We start from the raw sequence: 18652 nt of genomic DNA on the forward strand, positions 1-18652 counted from the left end.
GCTACTGGAGTTACAGGTTCCACTGGATCTACTGGTGCAACCGGAGCTACCGGAATTACAGGTTCCACTGGATATACTGGCGCAACTGGAGCTACTGGAGTTACAGGTTCTACCGGATCTACTGGCGCAACCGGAGCTACTGGAGTTACAGGTTCCACTGGATCTACTGGTGCAACCGGAGCTACCGGAATTACAGGTTCCACTGGATCTACTGGTGCAACCGGAGCTACCGGAGTTACAGGTTCTACCGGATCTACTGGCGCAACCGGAGCTACTGGAGTTACCGGTGTAACTGGACCTACTGGCGCACCGCAACTAGCCTTCACCGATGCTGGCGGTACACTTGCTGCTTCTATTACTATTGGCACTGAAACCTCAGTAGTAAGTACAAATATAAGTACGACAACTGGTCAGAATGTTAAAGTTGATTTTGCAGTTGGCATTCAGGTAGTTACTACTGCAAATTCTTCCATAGCCTTCCAATTAAGACTATACAGTAATGGTACTTTGGTTGCGTCCAGAGAAGTTGAGCGAGTAATTTCAAGTGCTGGAACTCAGCGTTTCCCTGTTAGTAACACTTACGTTGACACAGCAACGACAACAGGAACAACGACCTATGACGTAAGACTTGTTTTTCTAACAGCTACTAATGTCGCTTCTGCCACTGCAATTAATAGATATTTAAACTGTATAGCTTTCTAATGATTTTTTAATTTTTATAAGGATGCTCTTCTTGAGCATCCTTTCCTCTGTTTGTTTTTTAATAAAACAGAATCTTTTTTCCTTTTATATAGAAATATATTATTTCACATATATTAAAGCAAGGTAGATTAACTACTACTGCTGACCAAAAAGTAAAATTAGACTCTTTATTAGCAATTCAATATGTATCAAAATATTTTTACTACCATATTATATAGTGTAAAACTTTAAAGAAGGTGGTTATTTGATAACTATTAGTCTCTGTATGATAGTTAAAAATGAAGAAGATGTAATTGCAAACTGCTTGGAATCAGTAAAAGATATAGTCGATGAAATGATAATTGTTGATACTGGCTCTGATGATAAGACAAAAAAAATTATTAAAAGATATACAGATAAAATTTATGATTTTAAATGGATTGATGATTTTTCTGCCGCAAGAAATTTTGCTTTTAGTAAAGCTACCAAAGATTATATTCTTTGGTTAGATGCTGATGATGTTGTATTGCCTGAAGATGGCGAGAAATTCAAAGATTTAAAAGAAACTTTAGATCCTACTGTTGATTCTGTAACTGCCAAGTATAATACAGCTTTTGATGAATACGGAAATGTCACTGCAAGTTACAGGCGTAATCGCCTAGTTAAGAGGAGTAATAATTTTCAATGGTTTGGCTTCGTTCATGAATATCTAGCAGTTGGGGGAAATATAATCAATAGTGAAATTGCAATAACTCATAGAAAGTTAAAACAAACTCCAAAACGAAATCTAGAAATTTATCAGAATAAATTAAAAGAAGGAGTTGTATTTACACCAAGAGATATTCTCTACTACGGTAATGAATTATATGACCATAGAATGTTTGATGAAGCATTGCAATACTATAATAAATTTTTGGATTCAAAGCAAGGCTGGTTTGAAGATAATATCAGAGTCTGTGAAAAAATATGTGATTATTATCAATCAATAGATAAGGTAGAAGATGGGAGAAGATATGCATTTAGGAGCTTCGAATATGACACTCCTAGAGCTGAAGCTTGCTGTAAAATAGGCTTTTCTTTTTTACATGAAAAGAAGTATAAGCAGTCAGCTTTTTGGTACGAACAGGCTACAAAACTAGAAAAACCAAAAGACAGCTGGGGATTTTTCAATGATGCATGTTGGACATGGTTACCTCATTTACAACTATGTGTTTGCTATGATAGACTTGGAGATCACAACTTAGCATATGAGCATAATGAAATTGCTGCCAAATTTAGGCCTAATGATTCACGCATACTATACAATAGAAACTATTTTAAAAGTATAGGAATTGGTTAAAAAAGTACAGAGTATCTTTATGTTACTCTGTACTTTTTTATTAAACTTCAAGTAACAATAGCATTATGAAATTCATAAAATATATTAATTTTAAATTGTCTATTATAAATAAACCGAATATTTTAAAGAACCTATTTAATATTATAAATAGCTGCTACAGATGTAATAAAAAAACAAATGAATTTAAGTTATTATTGCCAAATTGAAAGGTGGCTTATGATTAATGCATGTCCAAAAAGTTTTAACAAATATTACTTGTAAAGAATATTGTACTTCTCATAATTATAAATATTCTGTTATAAAAGAAGCACATCCTCAGAAAATATACTTGCCAAATTATAGTGATAATACCGAAGCGATTGCGTCTATAGATAGTAAATTTCCTGAAATTTATACAGCTGAATTATCTAATGTAAATTTAATTGGTGCTAACCCTATAATTTTTGATGATAAAAATTTTTGTATCTATGATTTAGCATTTAAGAATCATGAGAATAAATTTGATTTTAGAGGCAATAACATTTTTGACATGAGAAATCGTCAAGCTTTTATTGGTTATACTGAATCATCTAAAATTATTAAGGAAGGAATAATGCTTACTTCCAGTGCCTCTTCTAATTATTCCCACTTTCAAATTGAAGTAGCTTCTAAATTATTACTTGTAAATGAAATTTCCGAATATAACCACATTCCAATATTAGTTGATGCGATTTGTCTTACTATACCTCAGTTAAAAGAAGAATTGGAAATGTTAAATAAGCAAGGAAGAGAGATTATCCCTTTAATTAGCGGTTATAGTTATAAAGTAAATAAACTAATATACGTTTCGGATTTAGCGATTTATCCCTTAAATCTAAAACCGGGCTTTTTAGTAAAATATGAAGATATTATCATTGATGATCTGGCTATTAAACCTCTAAATAAAAATTTATCAATGCAAAATAATAATCTTCATAGAAAATTATATATTTCAAGAAGAAAATCTCCCATACCAAGGTTAGAAAATCAAATTGAAGTAGAAAATATTTTTAAATCCTTTGGTTTCGAAATTATATTTCCTCAAGATATGTCTTTTCATGATCAATTGCAGACTTTTTCTGAAGCAGAATTCATAGCTGGTGCATCTGGTGCTGGACTTACAAATGTAATATTTGCAAATAAAAATGCAAATATAATATTTATACAGCCAAAGAACATCCAATCACCATGGTACTCAACTATAGCTGGTATATCTGAATTAAAATACTATTTTCTAGATGGAGGTCTTTCAGGGCACTCCAATATGCCATATTATCAAGGTACTTTTATATTAAATGAAGAATATTTAAGAAATTTTCTAAACACTCTCTTAAAAACTAACTAGATAAACTCTTTTATTATATTAATATGATAAAAGTAGTTTTAAGTAACTAAGCTGTTAGGGAAGGTGCAGTATCAAATGGTAATAAATATAAATGAAAATAAAATCGCATTTATTACGTGCGTAGATGATGAAGCTTCATATGAAAGAAGTCTATCGTATATTAATAAACTTCAAGTACCTAGTGGTATTGAAATTGAAATAATAGCTATAAGAGACGCCAAAAGTATAGCTTCTGCATATAATGAAGCAATTCAAAAAAGTGACTCTAAATATAAGGTTTATCTTCATCAAGATGTTTATATACAAAATAACAATTTTATAAATGAAATATTAAATATATTTAAAAAAGATTCAAATATAGGACTTATTGGTATGGTTGGAGCAAAAATCATTCCAGTATCAGGAATATGGTGGGAGGATTCAAAAAAAGTAGGAAAAGTCTACGACAGTCATAGTGGAACCATGGACTTATTAATTTTTAATAAAATTAATGATTTATATTCCGAAGTAAAAGGAATAGATGGATTTATGATGATAACACAATATGATCTTCTCTGGATAGAAGATATTTTTGATGGATGGCATTTTTATGATGCCTCACAGAGCATTGAATTTATAAAAAAGGGCTTTAAGGTAGTAGTTCCTAATCAAAAATTTCCGTGGTGCATTCATGATTGCGGAATTGTAAATACAACAAACGGCTTTGAAGAATATCGCAATAAGTTCTTGGATACTTACTCTAAAGACATATTTCCTTTAGTTAGCATATTAATTCCTGCTTACAATCAGACTAAATATCTAAAGTCTGCACTTGACTCCGCACTAAACCAAACATACCGAAATACTGAAATTATTATATGTGATGATAGTACTACCAATGATGTACAAGCTTTGATTGAACAATATATGTTAAAAAACAATAAAATTAAGTATTTTAATAATGGCGGTCCACTTGGTCATAGAGGTAAGCTTAACGTTAATAAGTGTTTTAGAGAGTCATCAGGTGAATATATAAACTATTTATTACACGATGATCTTTGGGACTTTAATAAAATAGCTAAAATGATTGATTATTTTCTTTATGATGATACCCTCTCTCTAGTAACAAGTTATAGAAAAATGATTGATGAGAATGGTAATTATTATAACGATAATTTTAGAACTGTCTGTCAATATTCTTATGATACTCTCTTAACCGGAGAAGAAGCTGGGAAAAAACTTCTTTTATCAATGATTAACTATATTGGTGAACTGACTACTGCTATGTTTAAAAGAAAAGCCTTGGAATTTGACTGTGAAAACCATAATTTAATCGACTATGATAAATACCAAATATACTGTTTAGGTGATATATCCTTGTGGCTTAAATTATTGCAAAAAGGAAATATGATGTATATTTCTGAACCTTTAAGTAATTTTAGAATTCATAATTCTCAGAGCATTCAAGATACCACTTTAGCTTTCTGGGCTTCACTTGATTTTTTTAAGCTGATTATTTCTTCATATGAAGATGGATTTTTTCTTAAAGATAAAAGAGAGCTTCTACAAAGTCTTTTAGCATGGTATAAAGAATATAATGGAGACCTCATTAGATTTATTGAACAATATAATAATGAAGCTGAAAATAATGAAGAAGTAATGAAACTTAAAGATGAATATATACGTTGTTACACTAAATTTATAAATATATTATTAGAGTAATTGCATCATTTACTAAACTTAAGCTTATATCAATCGAAGTTTAATATAAGATACTATCAAATAAATAACAAGTCCACTTGCAAGGCTATTTGGGACTCGTTATTTATTTTCATGTGCCTAACTTCAATGTTTTGATATAAGCTTAAGTCCAATAATTGTTTAAATTATTTATATTGATAGGTAATTTTATCTTATAAATAAAGTATATATTGATCATATGCCACAGCTGATGCACCGAAACCTTCCTTTTGATTTATTAATCCTTCATTTAGATATCTTCCCTTGTTTTCATTTGATATACCAAAATCAAAATATTCTTTGTCATTATAAATTTCATTAATCAACTTATCAAAAATAATATCTAAAGCACCTATTGCTTTACCCTCTTCTGATGCCGATATATATTGAACATGAACATTTTCCTTATTTTCATAAACTACTACTCCGCCTAATAAAGTATTATCTTTGTAAGAACAAAACAACTTTATATTATTAGGAAAGATACTAGCAAGACTTTTAATTTCATTTACTGTATGAACAGGTCTTGATTCATGCTTTTCCATGAGATTCTGCTCTAAAATCACCCAATATTTATCATAGTCATTAGTTTCTAAGACAATTATATTATTTTTTAAGGCCTTATTTATCTGTCTTTTCCTTCTGGTTTCATAATCATTCTTTGTATTTAATTTTATTGAAGATGAAATATTTCTAATATAGAGTTTAGCATTATTTATAAATAATGCATATAAATCCTCCTGTGAAGGAATTTCATGATAAATATAAGGAATAGGCTTATATAAGATTGTTTTAATATTTTTCCCTTTACAAAAATTAATTAGTAAATTGAACATTTCTAACATAGTAGTAGTTTTCATTTTCTTATCTAATATAAAGCCACCATAGGTTAACCCGCCATGACTCATAAGCTCATTACCTTCTATATTTGTTGGAAGTATCCCTATCAAATTTTTCTTATTGTCGTAAAACATAAGAGACATATCAGTAAATCTATCTTTATGATAATCCATATATTCTCTCATAATAAGAAATGTAGCGTTTTTACTTTTCCTTACAAATTCATTCCAAATGCTTTTTTTATCTTCACTATACACTTCTAAATACATTAAATAATTACTCCTCCAAAATTGCATAGCCAAAGCCTGTCTTACCATGCCTATTTCCATTATAAAACATGTAAGTTTTACTATTGAATTTTACTATATTAGGATAACAAATCATTTCTGAATCCCAGCCACTTTCCGATTTTTCAATTCCTGCTTCTTCATCTAGTCTTGTCCAATCAAGTCCATTTTTTGATGTTGCAAATCCAATTTTATATGGTTCATTGGTGCTTCTTATTGAATACCACATTTTATACATATCATTTTCCTTTACAACCCATGGTCTTCCAAAACCATATTCATATTCATTCTTAAAGCTTATACATGTATGATTTTCACTAATCCATTCAATTCCATCATATGAATAGGCATATTTTATAACATATTTAGGATAACTTTTATCATTTACTAGAATCCAGTTTATAGCAGAAACATACCAGCATTTAAAAATATTATCTTCTACTATTATGCTTGTTGCAGAACGCAAATACGGTTCTTCTTTCGTTCTATCAAGAACAGGCACCTTGGAGATTTTAGTAAAATTCTCCCCATCCTCGCTTATAGCTAAACCTGCAAAAAGCATATAAGGTACTCTTTCACATCTTTGCCACCCATAATAATATAAATATTTTTTGTTATCCACTGTTAAGATGCAGGATGGATTAACCCCAGAATCGTCAAAGGTCCCAATATTTCCTATATCTAAGACTGGCTTCTCACTTATATTTTTTATATTTTTTAAGTTTAACATGTCCACATCAATATAGCCGATTCTACCATACATTTCTCTATCCAGTGTGGCAAAATAAATTCTTATAGTGTCATTACTTATAATATCTGCAGTTGGGATGAGTGCATAGCTCTGCATCCACTCAAATTCACCTTTAGGTGAAAATATTAACCCTTGCTTATTCCATTTCATAAAATCATTCCTTTAAAGAATTCTTTGTTCTTTCAGATAAAAATTCCACATCAGATGCTTTACCTTTTACAATTTTGCCACTCTCAATGTCTTTTAAAACTAAAACACCTGCTCCAACAATACAGTCACTTCCTATTTTAATATTATTTATTATCGTTGCATTAACCCCTATAAAACAATTATCGCCTATATTACAAAATCCGGATACAACTGCATGAGATGCTACAAAGCAATTATCTCCAAACCTTGAATGATGGCCAATATGATTTCCACTCCATAAAACAGTATTATTACCCAATTCAACAAATGGCTGCACCACGTTGTTTTCAAATATAAAGCAGTGTTCTCCTATCTTTACATTTTTCCATACAAAAGCATGTGAACTAATATATGAAGCTAATTTATATCCTTTATCTTTGCATTCCTTCATTAATCTTGTCCTTAATCTATTTAATTTCTTATAGACTGTTGCAACAAAAACATAATGATTCTCTGGATTATACAATTTTTCTATGTCTTCAAGAGGAATAACTGGTAATCCAAGCATTTCTTCATCTTTTAAATAATCTTTTTCAACAGAAAAGGCTACAACCTCATAATCAGAATCATAAGTAAAATATTCATATGCTATTTGCGCAAATGCGCTATCACCAATAATTATTAATTTTTTATTTTTATCCATTTATTTATCCTCCTAAATTAAGGTCTTATAATTAATATATCTTCTCTCCTGTTTGCCATTGGAAGCTTTTTATCCTGAGGAAGTATATAACTGTCAAATCCTGCTAGCCTACACCTTTGAATAATTGACATTACAACCGAGTCATCCATATTTTTTGCCTCAATATTGTTGAATTTTACTATAGGTTGCTCTTTAGTACCTGTGAAATTTTGATGATACTTTATACCTTGATTTGAAGAAAAAAATCTTTTTCTTTTTGATATATTAGGGATATCTCCAATAAGCATTACTCCTAATTCTTTTAAAAGAGTAAGTGAGGTATCAATAAAATTGAATATACTTTGTTCAGTAAATGCATATTGAATTACGCTGTAAGTTATAATACAATCAATTTTTCCTATATAATTTTGTATAAATTTTTCACATGATTTAGGATAATATCCTTTGACTTTTAATACAAAATCATATTCCGGCAGATGATTCAGCATTTCTTCTGAATCAATGAGTATTAACTTATGCTTATTTGTCTTGCAGTATTCAATTAGCATTAAAGTTAAGTTACTACAACCACATCCAATATCTAAAATTGTTTTATTTTTTTCATCTTCCATTCCAAGCTTAGTTATTATGTCATCAAATATAATTTTTTCCTTATTCTGTCTATATTCAATTGGAAAACCAACTTTTTCAATATCATTTAATTTATCATTTTGGGCTAATTCCTTAAATTTTTCATAACTCAAATCCTCAAATATATCTGATTTTAAGTCCACATTATACCTCTCCTTAAATATTTATCATATATTGCAAAAATGATTCTTCATCATAATATTAAATGTATTTCAAGAATTTTAGTCGTGATTGTGAATTGCAACATATATATCATACTTTCTAATTTATGTTTTTTATCACCATTATAGACCATCCAATAATCTTTTATTAAAAATGCTATTAATATAAAATCAAATAAAAAAACAAGTTTATATTCTAAAATTTGCTTTTAAATTTATTCCATGTAAGCTTTAAGTACACTTTCTTGCTATCAGCATAGAATATATAGATGAGCTAATTTTTTTATGATATGGAGATGAATAAATGTATAATTGTTCCATGTTTAAATTTTTAAGTATAAATAGCAACTATGGAAATCTAACGCCTATTGAGGAGGTATTTGATGTTCCTTTTGACATAAAACGAATTTATTATATTACTAATGTCCCACAGGGTGTATCAAGAGGCTTTCATGCTCATAGAAGACTTCATCAGGTGCTCATATGTATAAACGGCTCTGTAAAAATAAAATTAAAAAATCCTAAGGAAGAATCAGAAGTTATATTAAACGACTCATCTGATGGATTATATATTGGTCCTTACGTTTGGAGAGAAATGTATGATTTTAGTGAGGATGCGATTCTCTTAGTACTTGCATCGGATTATTATAATGAAAATGATTATATACGAAATATTGATTTTTATATGAATGAAGCTGCAACTAGATATTAGGAAGTGATTTTATGAAAATACCTTTTTTAAAACTTGAACGAATGCATGCTGAAATAAGAAATGAAATTTTATCTGCTTTCGAAAAAATATATGATAAAAATATCTTTATTTTAGGAGATAGTGTAACTGCTTTTGAAAGAGAATTTGCTAAATACTGCAATGTCGCCCATTGTATAAGTTGTGGAAATGGATTAGATGCACTTTCAATAATTTTACGAGGATATGATATTGGAGAAGGTGATGAAATTATTGTACCTTCTAACACTTACATTGCAACTTCACTTGCTGTTTCTTATGTCGGTGCTAAAGTGGTTCTGGTAGAACCCGATATTAAAACCTTTAATATAGATGTAAGTAAAATTGAAGCTGCTATTACTTCAAGAACGAAAGCAGTTATTGCAGTTCACTTATATGGTAGACCGGCAGAAACAGATAAAATAAAATTATTATGCGAGAAATACAACTTAAAGCTAATTGAAGATGCTGCTCAGGCTCATGGTGCTATATATGGTGGAAAGAAGGCAGGCAATCTTGGTGATGCAGCTGGTTTTAGTTTCTATCCCGGAAAAAATTTAGGTGCATTAGGTGATGGTGGAGCTATCTTAACAAATGATGATATTTTGGCTAAGAAGGTCCAAGCTATAAGAAATTATGGATCAACAATTAAATATTATAACGAATATAAAGGAGTTAATTCCAGGCTAGATGAAATACAAGCCGGATTTTTGAGCATAAAGCTTAAGTATCTTGATAAATGGAATTTTGATAGGCAAAAGACTGCTAAACTTTATTTAGAAGGAATTAATAATAATAAAATAATTCTTCCATATGTAGACTCTGCTCAAGAATCCATATGGCATGTCTTTCCTATAAGAACAGAATTTAGAGATGATCTACAAAGTTATTTGAAAACTAATGGAATTGGCACTTTAATTCATTATCCAGTACCTATTCATCTTCAAAAAGCCTATAAAGATTTAGGATATAAACCAGGCGATTTTAAAGTGGCAGAAGATATATCAAATACCGAATTAAGCTTGCCTTTGTGGTATGGAATGAATAAAAATGAAATTAATTATATAATAGATACTTTAAACAAGTGGTAAATATCGCGAGAATAAAATTTTTTTCTTTAGTAATATACTAGCAAATGCTCAAAAGGACCTACATTTTTATTTTGTAGATCCTTTTATATAAATACTTAATTATTTTCTTTATTTAATTTACCTTTTATTTGTTTTGCGATTTCATTTGCAGCAATCATCCCAGTTTGAAGGGCACCTTGTTGACTTACATGCTTTTGTGATATATGCTCCCCTGCAAAAAATACTCGATTTTCCATTTCAGGAACCGTTACATCATAAGAAAACAGTGTTTTGTCTTCAGGCTTTGATAATGCTCCTGCCGTCCATATATACTGTACATCTGACCAAATCAATGATTTGTAATCAATTACTTTGTCATCAAGATAATGAGGAGTAAGGCCATGAACTTTTTCTATATACCTTATTACATCATCAATTAATAGTTCTGGACTTTCATTTCCAAGTCTCATTGCTTCCTGACACCAAGTATAACTAGCTAATAATACGCCTGCTTCATTTGGAGTTACTCCAGGTTTTAATACCCATTTACCATATTTATTAACTACAGCTTTAGAGTGATCAGAAGGATAGTAAATTGAAGTTAATGGAAGATCGGTAAACGAACATCCTCCTATTATCTTTTTTGATGCATTTCCCATTTCCCAAAATCTTTCCTTAAGAAATAGATATATCTTATGTGATGTCTCATTGTTCATTTCATTTATAGCTTGTATTTTTTTTGTTGTAAAAAGAGGTTCTATTTCAATTCTTCTTAAGCTAGAAAATGGTATTGAACATATTACATAATCAAATTCTTCAGATGTTTTTCTATTATCTCTATTATCTGTATATTTAAGTATAATTTTATCTTTTGTAGAATCATTATATATTCCACAAATAGGGAACCCCATTTTTATTTCAATTTTCCCTAATTGTTCTTTACTAATGCCATTATAAGCTTCTTCATTTCTATCACAAAGCGCTTCATATAAAGAATGAGGTAAGTTTATCATTCCTTCAGTAATACGATAATTATATTCAAAATCTGCTGTATAATATTGCTGAAGCATCTCAGTAAGACTTAAATTAAAAAATTGTTCTTTACCTCCCAAGCAGCCAAGCATTGTTATAAAATCCTGACTGACATCCATATTCTTACACGCATTTCTATAACTTAATTTATCTATGTCTATTATACTATCTGAGTATTCTGCTTTTACTTGAATTAATTCCCTTCTTACTTCTGTAGGGAGCGATTTCAAATATTTTTCATATATCTTTCTATAAAATTCAAACCATATTTGTTTTTTCTCTGTTTCACTCAGATTAAATTTAGAATATATATTATTTTCTACACTTTTTCCTTTAGCATCATTTACTGCTCGTTCATTTCTAACATATAACAAAGCATTATCATTATTATTTACAAAGGGACTTGTATGAAGTTTAAAGAGATTTATATAATGCCAAGTAGTTTCATGAGATATAGGTATACTCATTGGCCCTAATTCACCATAATATTTTTTATTTCTATCAAAATAATGGGTGTATACTCTTCCTCCTATCCTCTGACTTGCTTCAAATAAAGTAATGTTGCATCCTGTCTTTCTAAGTTCAAAGGCAGCAGCTAAACCAGCTTCTCCAGCACCAATTACTGCTACCTTTGTATCTTTAGCTATTCCTATTTGACAAATATTTGTTATCTCTTCTGGAGGGCTCATTAAATCAATTATATTCTCTAGATCATCTAATCTATTTTGTAACTTGAGTATATATTCAAGCATGGTATGTCTTTCGCACTCACCAGGATTATCTATTTGGTAAGGAGAGTTTGAATTATTATAAGAATTCATAACTTTCACATCCTAATATCTTTATTACATATATAATTATATATGTACCGCTTCTTTAGTCTGATGTTATCCTGTTTTATAAATTCTCATTATTGCCACTAATAGTTTTTCTATATCATCAAATGTATTAAAATATCCAGGACTAACTCTTACTGTGCCGGCATATTCTGTACCAATAAGTTCATGTATTAATGGTGCGCAATGGTAACCTGTTCGTACAGCAATTCCCTCTTCATTCAATTGGTCACCAACAATAGAAGCATCAATTCCATCTATATTGAATGAAATTACTGATCCTCTTCTCTTTACAGAATCACTTCCATAGATCTTTATATAAGAAAGTTTTTTCAGTTCTTCCAATAAGTATGATATTAATTCCTTTTCACATTTTTGTATGTTATCTATTCCAATTCGATTAATGAATTTAATACCTTCTCCAAGACCAGCAATACCAGGTGTATTTAATGTTCCACTTTCAAACTGATCTGGCATGAAGTCTGGTTGAATCATGAAATGAGAATTGCTTCCTGTTCCACCTTCTTTAAAATTTTTTAATTTTATTCCTTCTCTTATAAATAGGCCGCCTGTTCCTTGAGGTCCCAACAATCCCTTATGTCCTGAAAAAGCCAATAAATCAATATTATTTTCTTCTACATCAATTGGAATGGCTCCAACACTTTGAGATGCGTCTAGCATAAATATAATTCCTTTTGACTTTAAAAGGTTTCCTATGTTTTTGATATCTTGAACACTCCCAAGTACATTGGATACATGATTAATAATGACCATTTTTGTATTTTTATTTATCACCTCTTTAATATCCCTAATATTAACATAACCAGCTTTATCAGCACTTACTAATGTTACTTCAACCCCATTTTCACTTAGAGAGTGCAGTGGCCTTAAAACGGAATTATGTTCGATCACTGTGCTTATAACATGATCTCCTTTTTCTAAAACTCCTTTAATTCCTATATTTAAAGCTTCTGTTGCATTGCTTGTGAAAATCAAATTAAATGGACTAGGAATATTAAATAACTTACATATTTCTTCTCTTGTTTCCATAATTTTCGAAGCCGCTTTTATAGCCATGTCATATGAACTTCTTCCAGGATTAGCAGCATAGCTTTTCATACATTTTAGTACTTCATTATAAACTTCTGATGGTTTTGGAAATGACGTAGCCGCATTATCTAAATAAATCATATAAAGCTCCTTATTAAATATAAGTGTTATACCAATTCAATTGTTCTAATAGACTCTATTAATATTTAACACAATAAATTGTAATGAAATTAGACTCAATAATAAAAAGGATGATTGAAATTTTAGAGTTTACTTTATATTAAGTAATCATTTGTATAATGTAATAATGCATAGTTCTATACAAAATAGAAGAAACATCTAAAAGTAAAATTTCTAATTTCGAAATAATAACAATCATCCTTGTAGACAAAGCTCTTACAAATGATTCTGAAAATCACAATTTAATTTTCTTTAAAAGAACTTAAAAGGTCTATTTTCTAATATTTGTTATAGAACAAGGTTTAATAGAGCTAAAAGAAACTTTTAGAAGATTATCATTTAAAAGAAATATTTGCTAATTGTTCTCGTCAGCATTATCATCACAATCTGGGAACAATGGCTCTAAGTTTTGATCAGGATAGAACTTAGGAATTGGAGCTCGTACAAATTTTTCACATGGGTCTTCCTCTGGTTCTTCTTTACATGGTTCTTTTGGTACTGGACAATAATCATAAGCAGGAATGAGAAGTTGTACAATAAGTTCACATTTTACAACAATGTAGTAACCTAAAGTTATATCTAAAACACTGTCACAATTTTCATCTTCAACTATTTCACCATTTAAAGCTTGAGCAACCATTTCAAGTTTTATTATATTAGAATCTAAATCTTGTGCATCTATAACTGGTACATAACTTGCAGAAATTTGTGCTACAGAATCTGGACAATAGAACTTACCAATTACATCCGTTCTATTAATTTCATATAATTCACTTTTGTTTACACCATTGCAGTCAATATAATCTGCATAAAAAGAAATAATGTAAGAAATGACTATTTTCTTAAAGCCAGGTTTTCCTTTAAGTGGAATCTTATCTACCGATATTAATTTTACATTGAAGTCTCTACTTCCAATATATCTCTTTGGATCTATTAGTGGATCGCTTCTTAATTCGCAATCTGTAGTATTTGTATCAGGACCTTCGCAGTATACAAGACATCTTTTTATTAAGCATTGATCAAAGATTTTAGGTATTTCAACGCAAACTAACTCAGAAGGATCTGGTAAACGTCCTTGTTTATTTACAATACCAGGACGTGGTGAGAATTTTTTGAAGTTAATGGACATAAATTTTCCTCCTCTTGAAAGATTATGATAAATGTAAATTTATTTAGTATTTATAGTACATCATATGTGTGAACATAAAAGTGGTGACATTTAAAAAAAAATTTTTTCCATTTAATTAATAACATTACTCATATAAAAATAATTATTTAATCATCTGATATAGATAAAAGATATATAACTTAGGGCTATGCAGTGGCTTTGAGTTAATATCTTCACTAGAAATTATAAATATTTTTTCAGAATAAAAATATTTATAATTTCGGTAAGTTCAAAAATGAGTATTATTCTTAAATTACATATATATCGCAATGCATAATACACATTTCACAATTACGGCTAAAATTCTTGAAATATTTTTAGAATTATCCTGAAGAATTATTTTTGCAATATATATAAGTTTAAATTATACCTATTTAAATCATATATTATAATCTGGATATTTACTCAATTCTAACTCACTTAACATTGAATTAGCTTTATCCTTTTCAGATAAAATCACATTTTCTATATTTTCTAAAGGCCAATTAACATTTATATCCGGATCGTTCCACATAATTCCGCATTCATACTCTTTTGCATAATAATCTGTACATTTATAATTTAGTATAGCTTCATTAGAAATCACTAAAAAACCATGGGCAAAACCTTCTGGAACATAGAACTGTTTCTTGTTTTCTTCACTTAAAACGATTCCTTCCCAGTTACCATAAGTTTTGGAGCCATTTCTTAAATCAACGGCCACATCAAAAACTTCACCTTTTGTTACTCTTATAAGCTTACCTTGACTATGCTCTCTTTGAAAATGAAGCCCTCTTAGAACCCCTTTAACTGACTTAGATTCATTATCTTGAACAAAATTCATATTAAAGCCAGCTGCTTCAAATTGTTTTTTATTGTAATTTTCCATAAAGTAACCTCTATTGTCCCCAAAAACTTTAGGCTCTATTATATAAAGGCCTTTTATTTTGCTTTCGTAAAAACTGAAATTTCCCATATTCACACCTCTAAATTTGTAATACACTTGTTATTATATTCATGAACTTCGCCTTCCTCTACCATATCCATTAAATATTTTCCATATCCTGTCTTCATTAATGATTTAGCAAGTTCTATAACTTTTTCTGATGTTATCCAGCCTTTTCTATAAGCAATTTCTTCAAGACACGCTATATATATTCCTTGGGTATTCTGAATTGCATCAACGAAATTAGATGCTTGAAGCATAGATGAATGTGTTCCTGTGTCTAGCCAAGCCATTCCTCTTCCTAGTAGATCAACTTTCAATTTTCCTTCATTCATATAGGCTTTATTTAGATCTGTTATTTCTAGTTCTCCTCTGGCAGAAGGTTCTAACTCTTTAGCCTTTTTGACTACTGTATTATCATAAAAATAGAGACCTGGTACAGCATATTTTGATTTTGGATTTTCTGGTTTTTCTTCTAATGAAATGACTTTGCCGTTAGCATCAAATTCAACCACTCCAAAGGCCTTTGGATTTTGAACATAGTAACCAAATATATATGCTCCACTATCTAGATTAGCCGCTTTCATTAAATGTTCTGAAAAGCTTTGCCCATAGAAAATGTTATCTCCAAGTATCATTGCTACATTATCATTACCAATAAACTTTTCACCGATAATGAATGCCTCTGCAAGGCCATTGGGTTTTTCTTGAATAGCATAATCAATATTTAATCCTAATTCTTTTCCATCATTAAATAATTCTCTAAAATTTTTTATATCTCTTGGAGTTGATATAATTAAAATGTCTTTAATTCCCGAAAGCATTAATACTGACATTGGATAATAAATCATTGGTTTGTCATATATTGGCACCATTTGTTTAGATATCGATTTTGTCACTGGATAGAGACGAGTCCCAGAACCGCCTGCTAAAATAATTCCTTTCATTTTAATCCCCCATAATATTCTGATTAATTGTCTAACTTCAGAATAAATTCGTTTATTAATTATGTTATGAAAAAGTATATTATATAGTTACTTTCTAAAATCATAAAATTTAAGTTGTCATTAATGCAATATCCCCCATTTGTAACAAAATATAATACAAATCATACTATGTAATAGCATGGCATACAATGCTATGCTTGTTTATAAAGGGGGTTAAAAAAATTGTGGGATACGATGATTTTTTTGATGAGAATATAGATAACAAAAGAAAATATTCTTCTATTGATAAAAAAAATGACGATAGATATGACTTAGAATGCTTAATGGGATTAATAGATTTTGATAACTGTAAGAGAGGACCACAAGGACCACAAGGACCACAAGGACCACAAGGTGCTCAAGGCGCACAAGGAGCTCAAGGACCACAAGGTACTCAAGGTGCTCAAGGACCACGAGGATTCCAAGGATCTCAAGGATTCCAAGGACCACAAGGAGCTCAAGGTGCTCAAGGATCTCAAGGATTCCAAGGACCACAAGGAGCTCAAGGTGCTCAAGGATCTCAAGGCGCACAAGGTGATCAAGGTGCTCAAGGTGCTCAAGGAGCTCAAGGCGCACAAGGTGCTCAAGGTGCTCAAGGTGCTCAAGGTGCACAAGGAGCTCAGGGAGCTCAAGGTGCTCAAGGATCTCAAGGAGCTCAAGGATTCCAAGGACCACAAGGTACTCAAGGAGTTCAGGGAGCTCAAGGTGCTCAAGGCGCACAAGGTGCTCAAGGACCACAAGGTACTCAAGGACCACAAGGTACTCAAGGTGCACAAGGAGCTCAAGGTGCACAAGGAGCTCAAGGTGCACAAGGAGCTCAAGGAGCTCAAGGCGCACAAGGAGTTCAGGGAGCACAAGGTGCTCAAGGCGCACAAGGTGTTCAAGGATCCCAAGGACCTCAAGGCGCACAAGGACCACAAGGAGTTCAAGGTGCTCAGGGAGCTCAAGGTGCACAAGGACCACAAGGAGCACAAGGAGTTCAAGGTGCTCAAGGATCCCAAGGACCTCAAGGCGCACAAGGAGCTCAAGGATCTCAAGGACCTCAAGGTGCTCAAGGCGCACAAGGAGCTCAAGGATCTCAAGGACCTCAAGGCGCACAAGGAGTTCAGGGAGCTCAAGGTGCTCAAGGCGCACAAGGACCTCAAGGTACTCAAGGATTACAAGGAACTCAAGGACCACGAGGATTCCAAGGAGCTCAAGGAACTCAAGGGCCACAAGGTGCTCAAGGTGCTCAAGGACCTCAAGGTACTCAGGGATTACAAGGAACTCAAGGACCACGAGGATTCCAAGGCGCACAAGGACCACAGGGATCACAAGGTGCTCAAGGATTCCAAGGTGCTCAGGGTGCTCAAGGTGCTCAAGGATCACAAGGAGCTCAAGGACTTCAAGGTACTCAAGGTGCTCAAGGACCACAAGGTGGACAGGGATTGCAAGGAACCCAAGGGCCACGAGGATTCCAAGGCGCACAAGGACCACAGGGATCACAAGGTGCTCAAGGACCACAAGGTGGACAAGGATTACAAGGAACTCAGGGACCTCAAGGATTCCAAGGAGCTCAAGGACCACAAGGAACTCAAGGACTTCAAGGTGCTCAAGGACCTCAAGGGCCTCAAGGATTACAAGGAACTCAAGGACCTCAAGGATTCCAAGGTGCTCAAGGACCTCAAGGCTCGAGAGTAATTAATATTTATCTTAGTTCACAACAATCAATTCCTAATAATTATTTCTTTGGAATAGGTATAGACTCGATTGATTTCCAAGCAAGCAGTGTAGTTGTACCTCAAAACGCTACAATTACTGGGCTAATTTTTAGTATTAGGAATGAGCCTTTGGATTTAAATCAATCTGTAAGTGCAGAGATATATAGAAGCACAAATTGTGGTGTTAATTCTACAGCAACAGGAATCATAGCAACAGTAACAGGACCAAATCCTACAAATTGTTGTGCATCTGTCCCTGCTAATTTATCTGTAAATCAATGCGATTTATTAAGTGTTAGAATTTCTAGAGTTGGTAACACTGCTGATTTAATTAACGGAGTTACAGCTACTATTATATTAACTTTACCATAAATA

16 protein-coding genes are annotated in these 18652 nt (G+C 31.5%); 7 read left to right on the forward strand and 9 right to left on the reverse strand.

Annotation, left to right across the window (positions count from 1 at the left end; translation table 11 throughout):
- The 4 genes from L3B96_RS27340 to L3B96_RS21200 form a co-directional block, all read left to right on the forward strand.
- Positions 1–702, forward strand: a 702-nt coding sequence (locus L3B96_RS27340; RefSeq protein ID WP_275297301.1) for a collagen-like protein, incomplete at its 5' end; no start/stop codon positions are given.
- Positions 703–967: 265 nt separating this feature from the next.
- Positions 968–2020, forward strand: a complete 1053-nt coding sequence (locus L3B96_RS21190; RefSeq protein WP_238948491.1) for a glycosyltransferase family 2 protein — start codon at positions 968–970, stop codon at positions 2018–2020.
- A gap of 223 nt (positions 2021–2243) precedes the next feature.
- Complete coding sequence (locus L3B96_RS21195) at positions 2244–3383, forward strand: glycosyltransferase family 61 protein (protein WP_238901314.1); 1140 nt, start codon at positions 2244–2246, stop codon at positions 3381–3383.
- A 75-nt stretch (positions 3384–3458) separates the two neighbouring features.
- On the forward strand, positions 3459–5084 hold the full coding sequence (locus L3B96_RS21200) for a glycosyltransferase (RefSeq protein WP_238948492.1): 1626 nt from the start codon (positions 3459–3461) through the stop codon (positions 5082–5084).
- A 191-nt stretch (positions 5085–5275) separates the two neighbouring features.
- Here the strand turns inward: L3B96_RS21200 and L3B96_RS21205 are convergent, their stop codons facing one another.
- Genes L3B96_RS21205 through L3B96_RS21220 form a run of 4 tightly spaced genes read right to left on the reverse strand, consistent with a single transcriptional unit; the run spans position 5276 to position 8585 of the window.
- Positions 5276–6211, reverse strand: coding sequence for a GNAT family N-acetyltransferase (locus L3B96_RS21205; protein WP_238901316.1), 936 nt, complete (start codon positions 6209–6211; stop codon positions 5276–5278).
- 7 nt (positions 6212–6218) lie between these two features.
- The gene (locus tag L3B96_RS21210; protein ID WP_238948493.1) at positions 6219–7130 is read right to left on the reverse strand and encodes a hypothetical protein; all 912 of its coding nucleotides are present in this window, start codon (positions 7128–7130) and stop codon (positions 6219–6221) included.
- 4 nt (positions 7131–7134) lie between these two features.
- On the reverse strand, positions 7135–7812 hold the full coding sequence (locus tag L3B96_RS21215; RefSeq protein WP_012058805.1) for an acetyltransferase: 678 nt from the start codon (positions 7810–7812) through the stop codon (positions 7135–7137).
- 17 nt (positions 7813–7829) lie between these two features.
- Positions 7830–8585: a class I SAM-dependent methyltransferase gene (locus L3B96_RS21220; protein ID WP_012058806.1), complete on the reverse strand. Its 756-nt coding sequence runs from the start codon at positions 8583–8585 to the stop codon at positions 7830–7832.
- A 322-nt stretch (positions 8586–8907) separates the two neighbouring features.
- Between L3B96_RS21220 and L3B96_RS21225 the strand changes: the two genes are divergently transcribed.
- A complete protein-coding gene (locus L3B96_RS21225; protein WP_012058807.1) occupies positions 8908–9315 on the forward strand; it encodes an FdtA/QdtA family cupin domain-containing protein in 408 nt (135 codons plus the stop codon).
- An 11-nt stretch (positions 9316–9326) separates the two neighbouring features.
- On the forward strand, positions 9327–10421 hold the full coding sequence (locus tag L3B96_RS21230) for a DegT/DnrJ/EryC1/StrS family aminotransferase (RefSeq protein ID WP_238948494.1): 1095 nt from the start codon (positions 9327–9329) through the stop codon (positions 10419–10421).
- 95 nt (positions 10422–10516) lie between these two features.
- Here the strand turns inward: L3B96_RS21230 and L3B96_RS21235 are convergent, their stop codons facing one another.
- From L3B96_RS21235 to rfbA, 5 genes are all read right to left on the reverse strand, one after another.
- Positions 10517–12253, reverse strand: coding sequence for an NAD(P)/FAD-dependent oxidoreductase (locus tag L3B96_RS21235; RefSeq protein WP_238948495.1), 1737 nt, complete (start codon positions 12251–12253; stop codon positions 10517–10519).
- A 66-nt stretch (positions 12254–12319) separates the two neighbouring features.
- On the reverse strand, positions 12320–13459 hold the full coding sequence (locus tag L3B96_RS21240) for an aminotransferase class V-fold PLP-dependent enzyme (RefSeq protein WP_087701998.1): 1140 nt from the start codon (positions 13457–13459) through the stop codon (positions 12320–12322).
- A 394-nt stretch (positions 13460–13853) separates the two neighbouring features.
- Complete coding sequence (locus L3B96_RS21245) at positions 13854–14627, reverse strand: hypothetical protein (protein WP_012058811.1); 774 nt, start codon at positions 14625–14627, stop codon at positions 13854–13856.
- A gap of 418 nt (positions 14628–15045) precedes the next feature.
- Entirely contained in the window at positions 15046–15621 is a 576-nt protein-coding gene (rfbC, locus tag L3B96_RS21250; RefSeq protein ID WP_238948496.1) for a dTDP-4-dehydrorhamnose 3,5-epimerase, read from the reverse strand.
- 2 nt (positions 15622–15623) lie between these two features.
- Complete coding sequence (rfbA, locus tag L3B96_RS21255) at positions 15624–16538, reverse strand: glucose-1-phosphate thymidylyltransferase RfbA (protein ID WP_012058813.1); 915 nt, start codon at positions 16536–16538, stop codon at positions 15624–15626.
- A 224-nt stretch (positions 16539–16762) separates the two neighbouring features.
- Between rfbA and L3B96_RS21260 the strand changes: the two genes are divergently transcribed.
- On the forward strand, positions 16763–18649 hold the full coding sequence (locus tag L3B96_RS21260; protein ID WP_238948497.1) for a collagen-like protein: 1887 nt from the start codon (positions 16763–16765) through the stop codon (positions 18647–18649).
- Positions 18650–18652: the final 3 nt, after the last annotated feature.

The sequence above is a fragment of the Clostridium sp. YIM B02569 genome (assembly GCF_022320765.1).
Lineage (GTDB): Bacteria > Bacillota > Clostridia > Clostridiales > Clostridiaceae > Clostridium > Clostridium beijerinckii.

Coding starts and splice junctions, on each gene's coding strand:
- L3B96_RS21190 (WP_238948491.1), top strand. CDS start 968: ATGATAGTTAAAAATGAAGAAGATGTAATTGCAAACTGCTTGGAATCA.
- L3B96_RS21195 (WP_238901314.1), top strand. CDS start 2,244: ATGCATGTCCAAAAAGTTTTAACAAATATTACTTGTAAAGAATATTGT.
- L3B96_RS21200 (WP_238948492.1), top strand. CDS start 3,459: ATGGTAATAAATATAAATGAAAATAAAATCGCATTTATTACGTGCGTA.
- L3B96_RS21205 (WP_238901316.1), bottom strand. CDS start 6,211: ATGTATTTAGAAGTGTATAGTGAAGATAAAAAAAGCATTTGGAATGAA.
- L3B96_RS21210 (WP_238948493.1), bottom strand. CDS start 7,130: ATGAAATGGAATAAGCAAGGGTTAATATTTTCACCTAAAGGTGAATTT.
- L3B96_RS21215 (WP_012058805.1), bottom strand. CDS start 7,812: ATGGATAAAAATAAAAAATTAATAATTATTGGTGATAGCGCATTTGCG.
- L3B96_RS21225 (WP_012058807.1), top strand. CDS start 8,908: ATGTATAATTGTTCCATGTTTAAATTTTTAAGTATAAATAGCAACTAT.
- L3B96_RS21230 (WP_238948494.1), top strand. CDS start 9,327: ATGAAAATACCTTTTTTAAAACTTGAACGAATGCATGCTGAAATAAGA.
- L3B96_RS21235 (WP_238948495.1), bottom strand. CDS start 12,253: ATGAATTCTTATAATAATTCAAACTCTCCTTACCAAATAGATAATCCT.
- L3B96_RS21240 (WP_087701998.1), bottom strand. CDS start 13,459: ATGATTTATTTAGATAATGCGGCTACGTCATTTCCAAAACCATCAGAA.
- L3B96_RS21245 (WP_012058811.1), bottom strand. CDS start 14,627: ATGTCCATTAACTTCAAAAAATTCTCACCACGTCCTGGTATTGTAAAT.
- rfbC (WP_238948496.1), bottom strand. CDS start 15,621: ATGGGAAATTTCAGTTTTTACGAAAGCAAAATAAAAGGCCTTTATATA.
- rfbA (WP_012058813.1), bottom strand. CDS start 16,538: ATGAAAGGAATTATTTTAGCAGGCGGTTCTGGGACTCGTCTCTATCCA.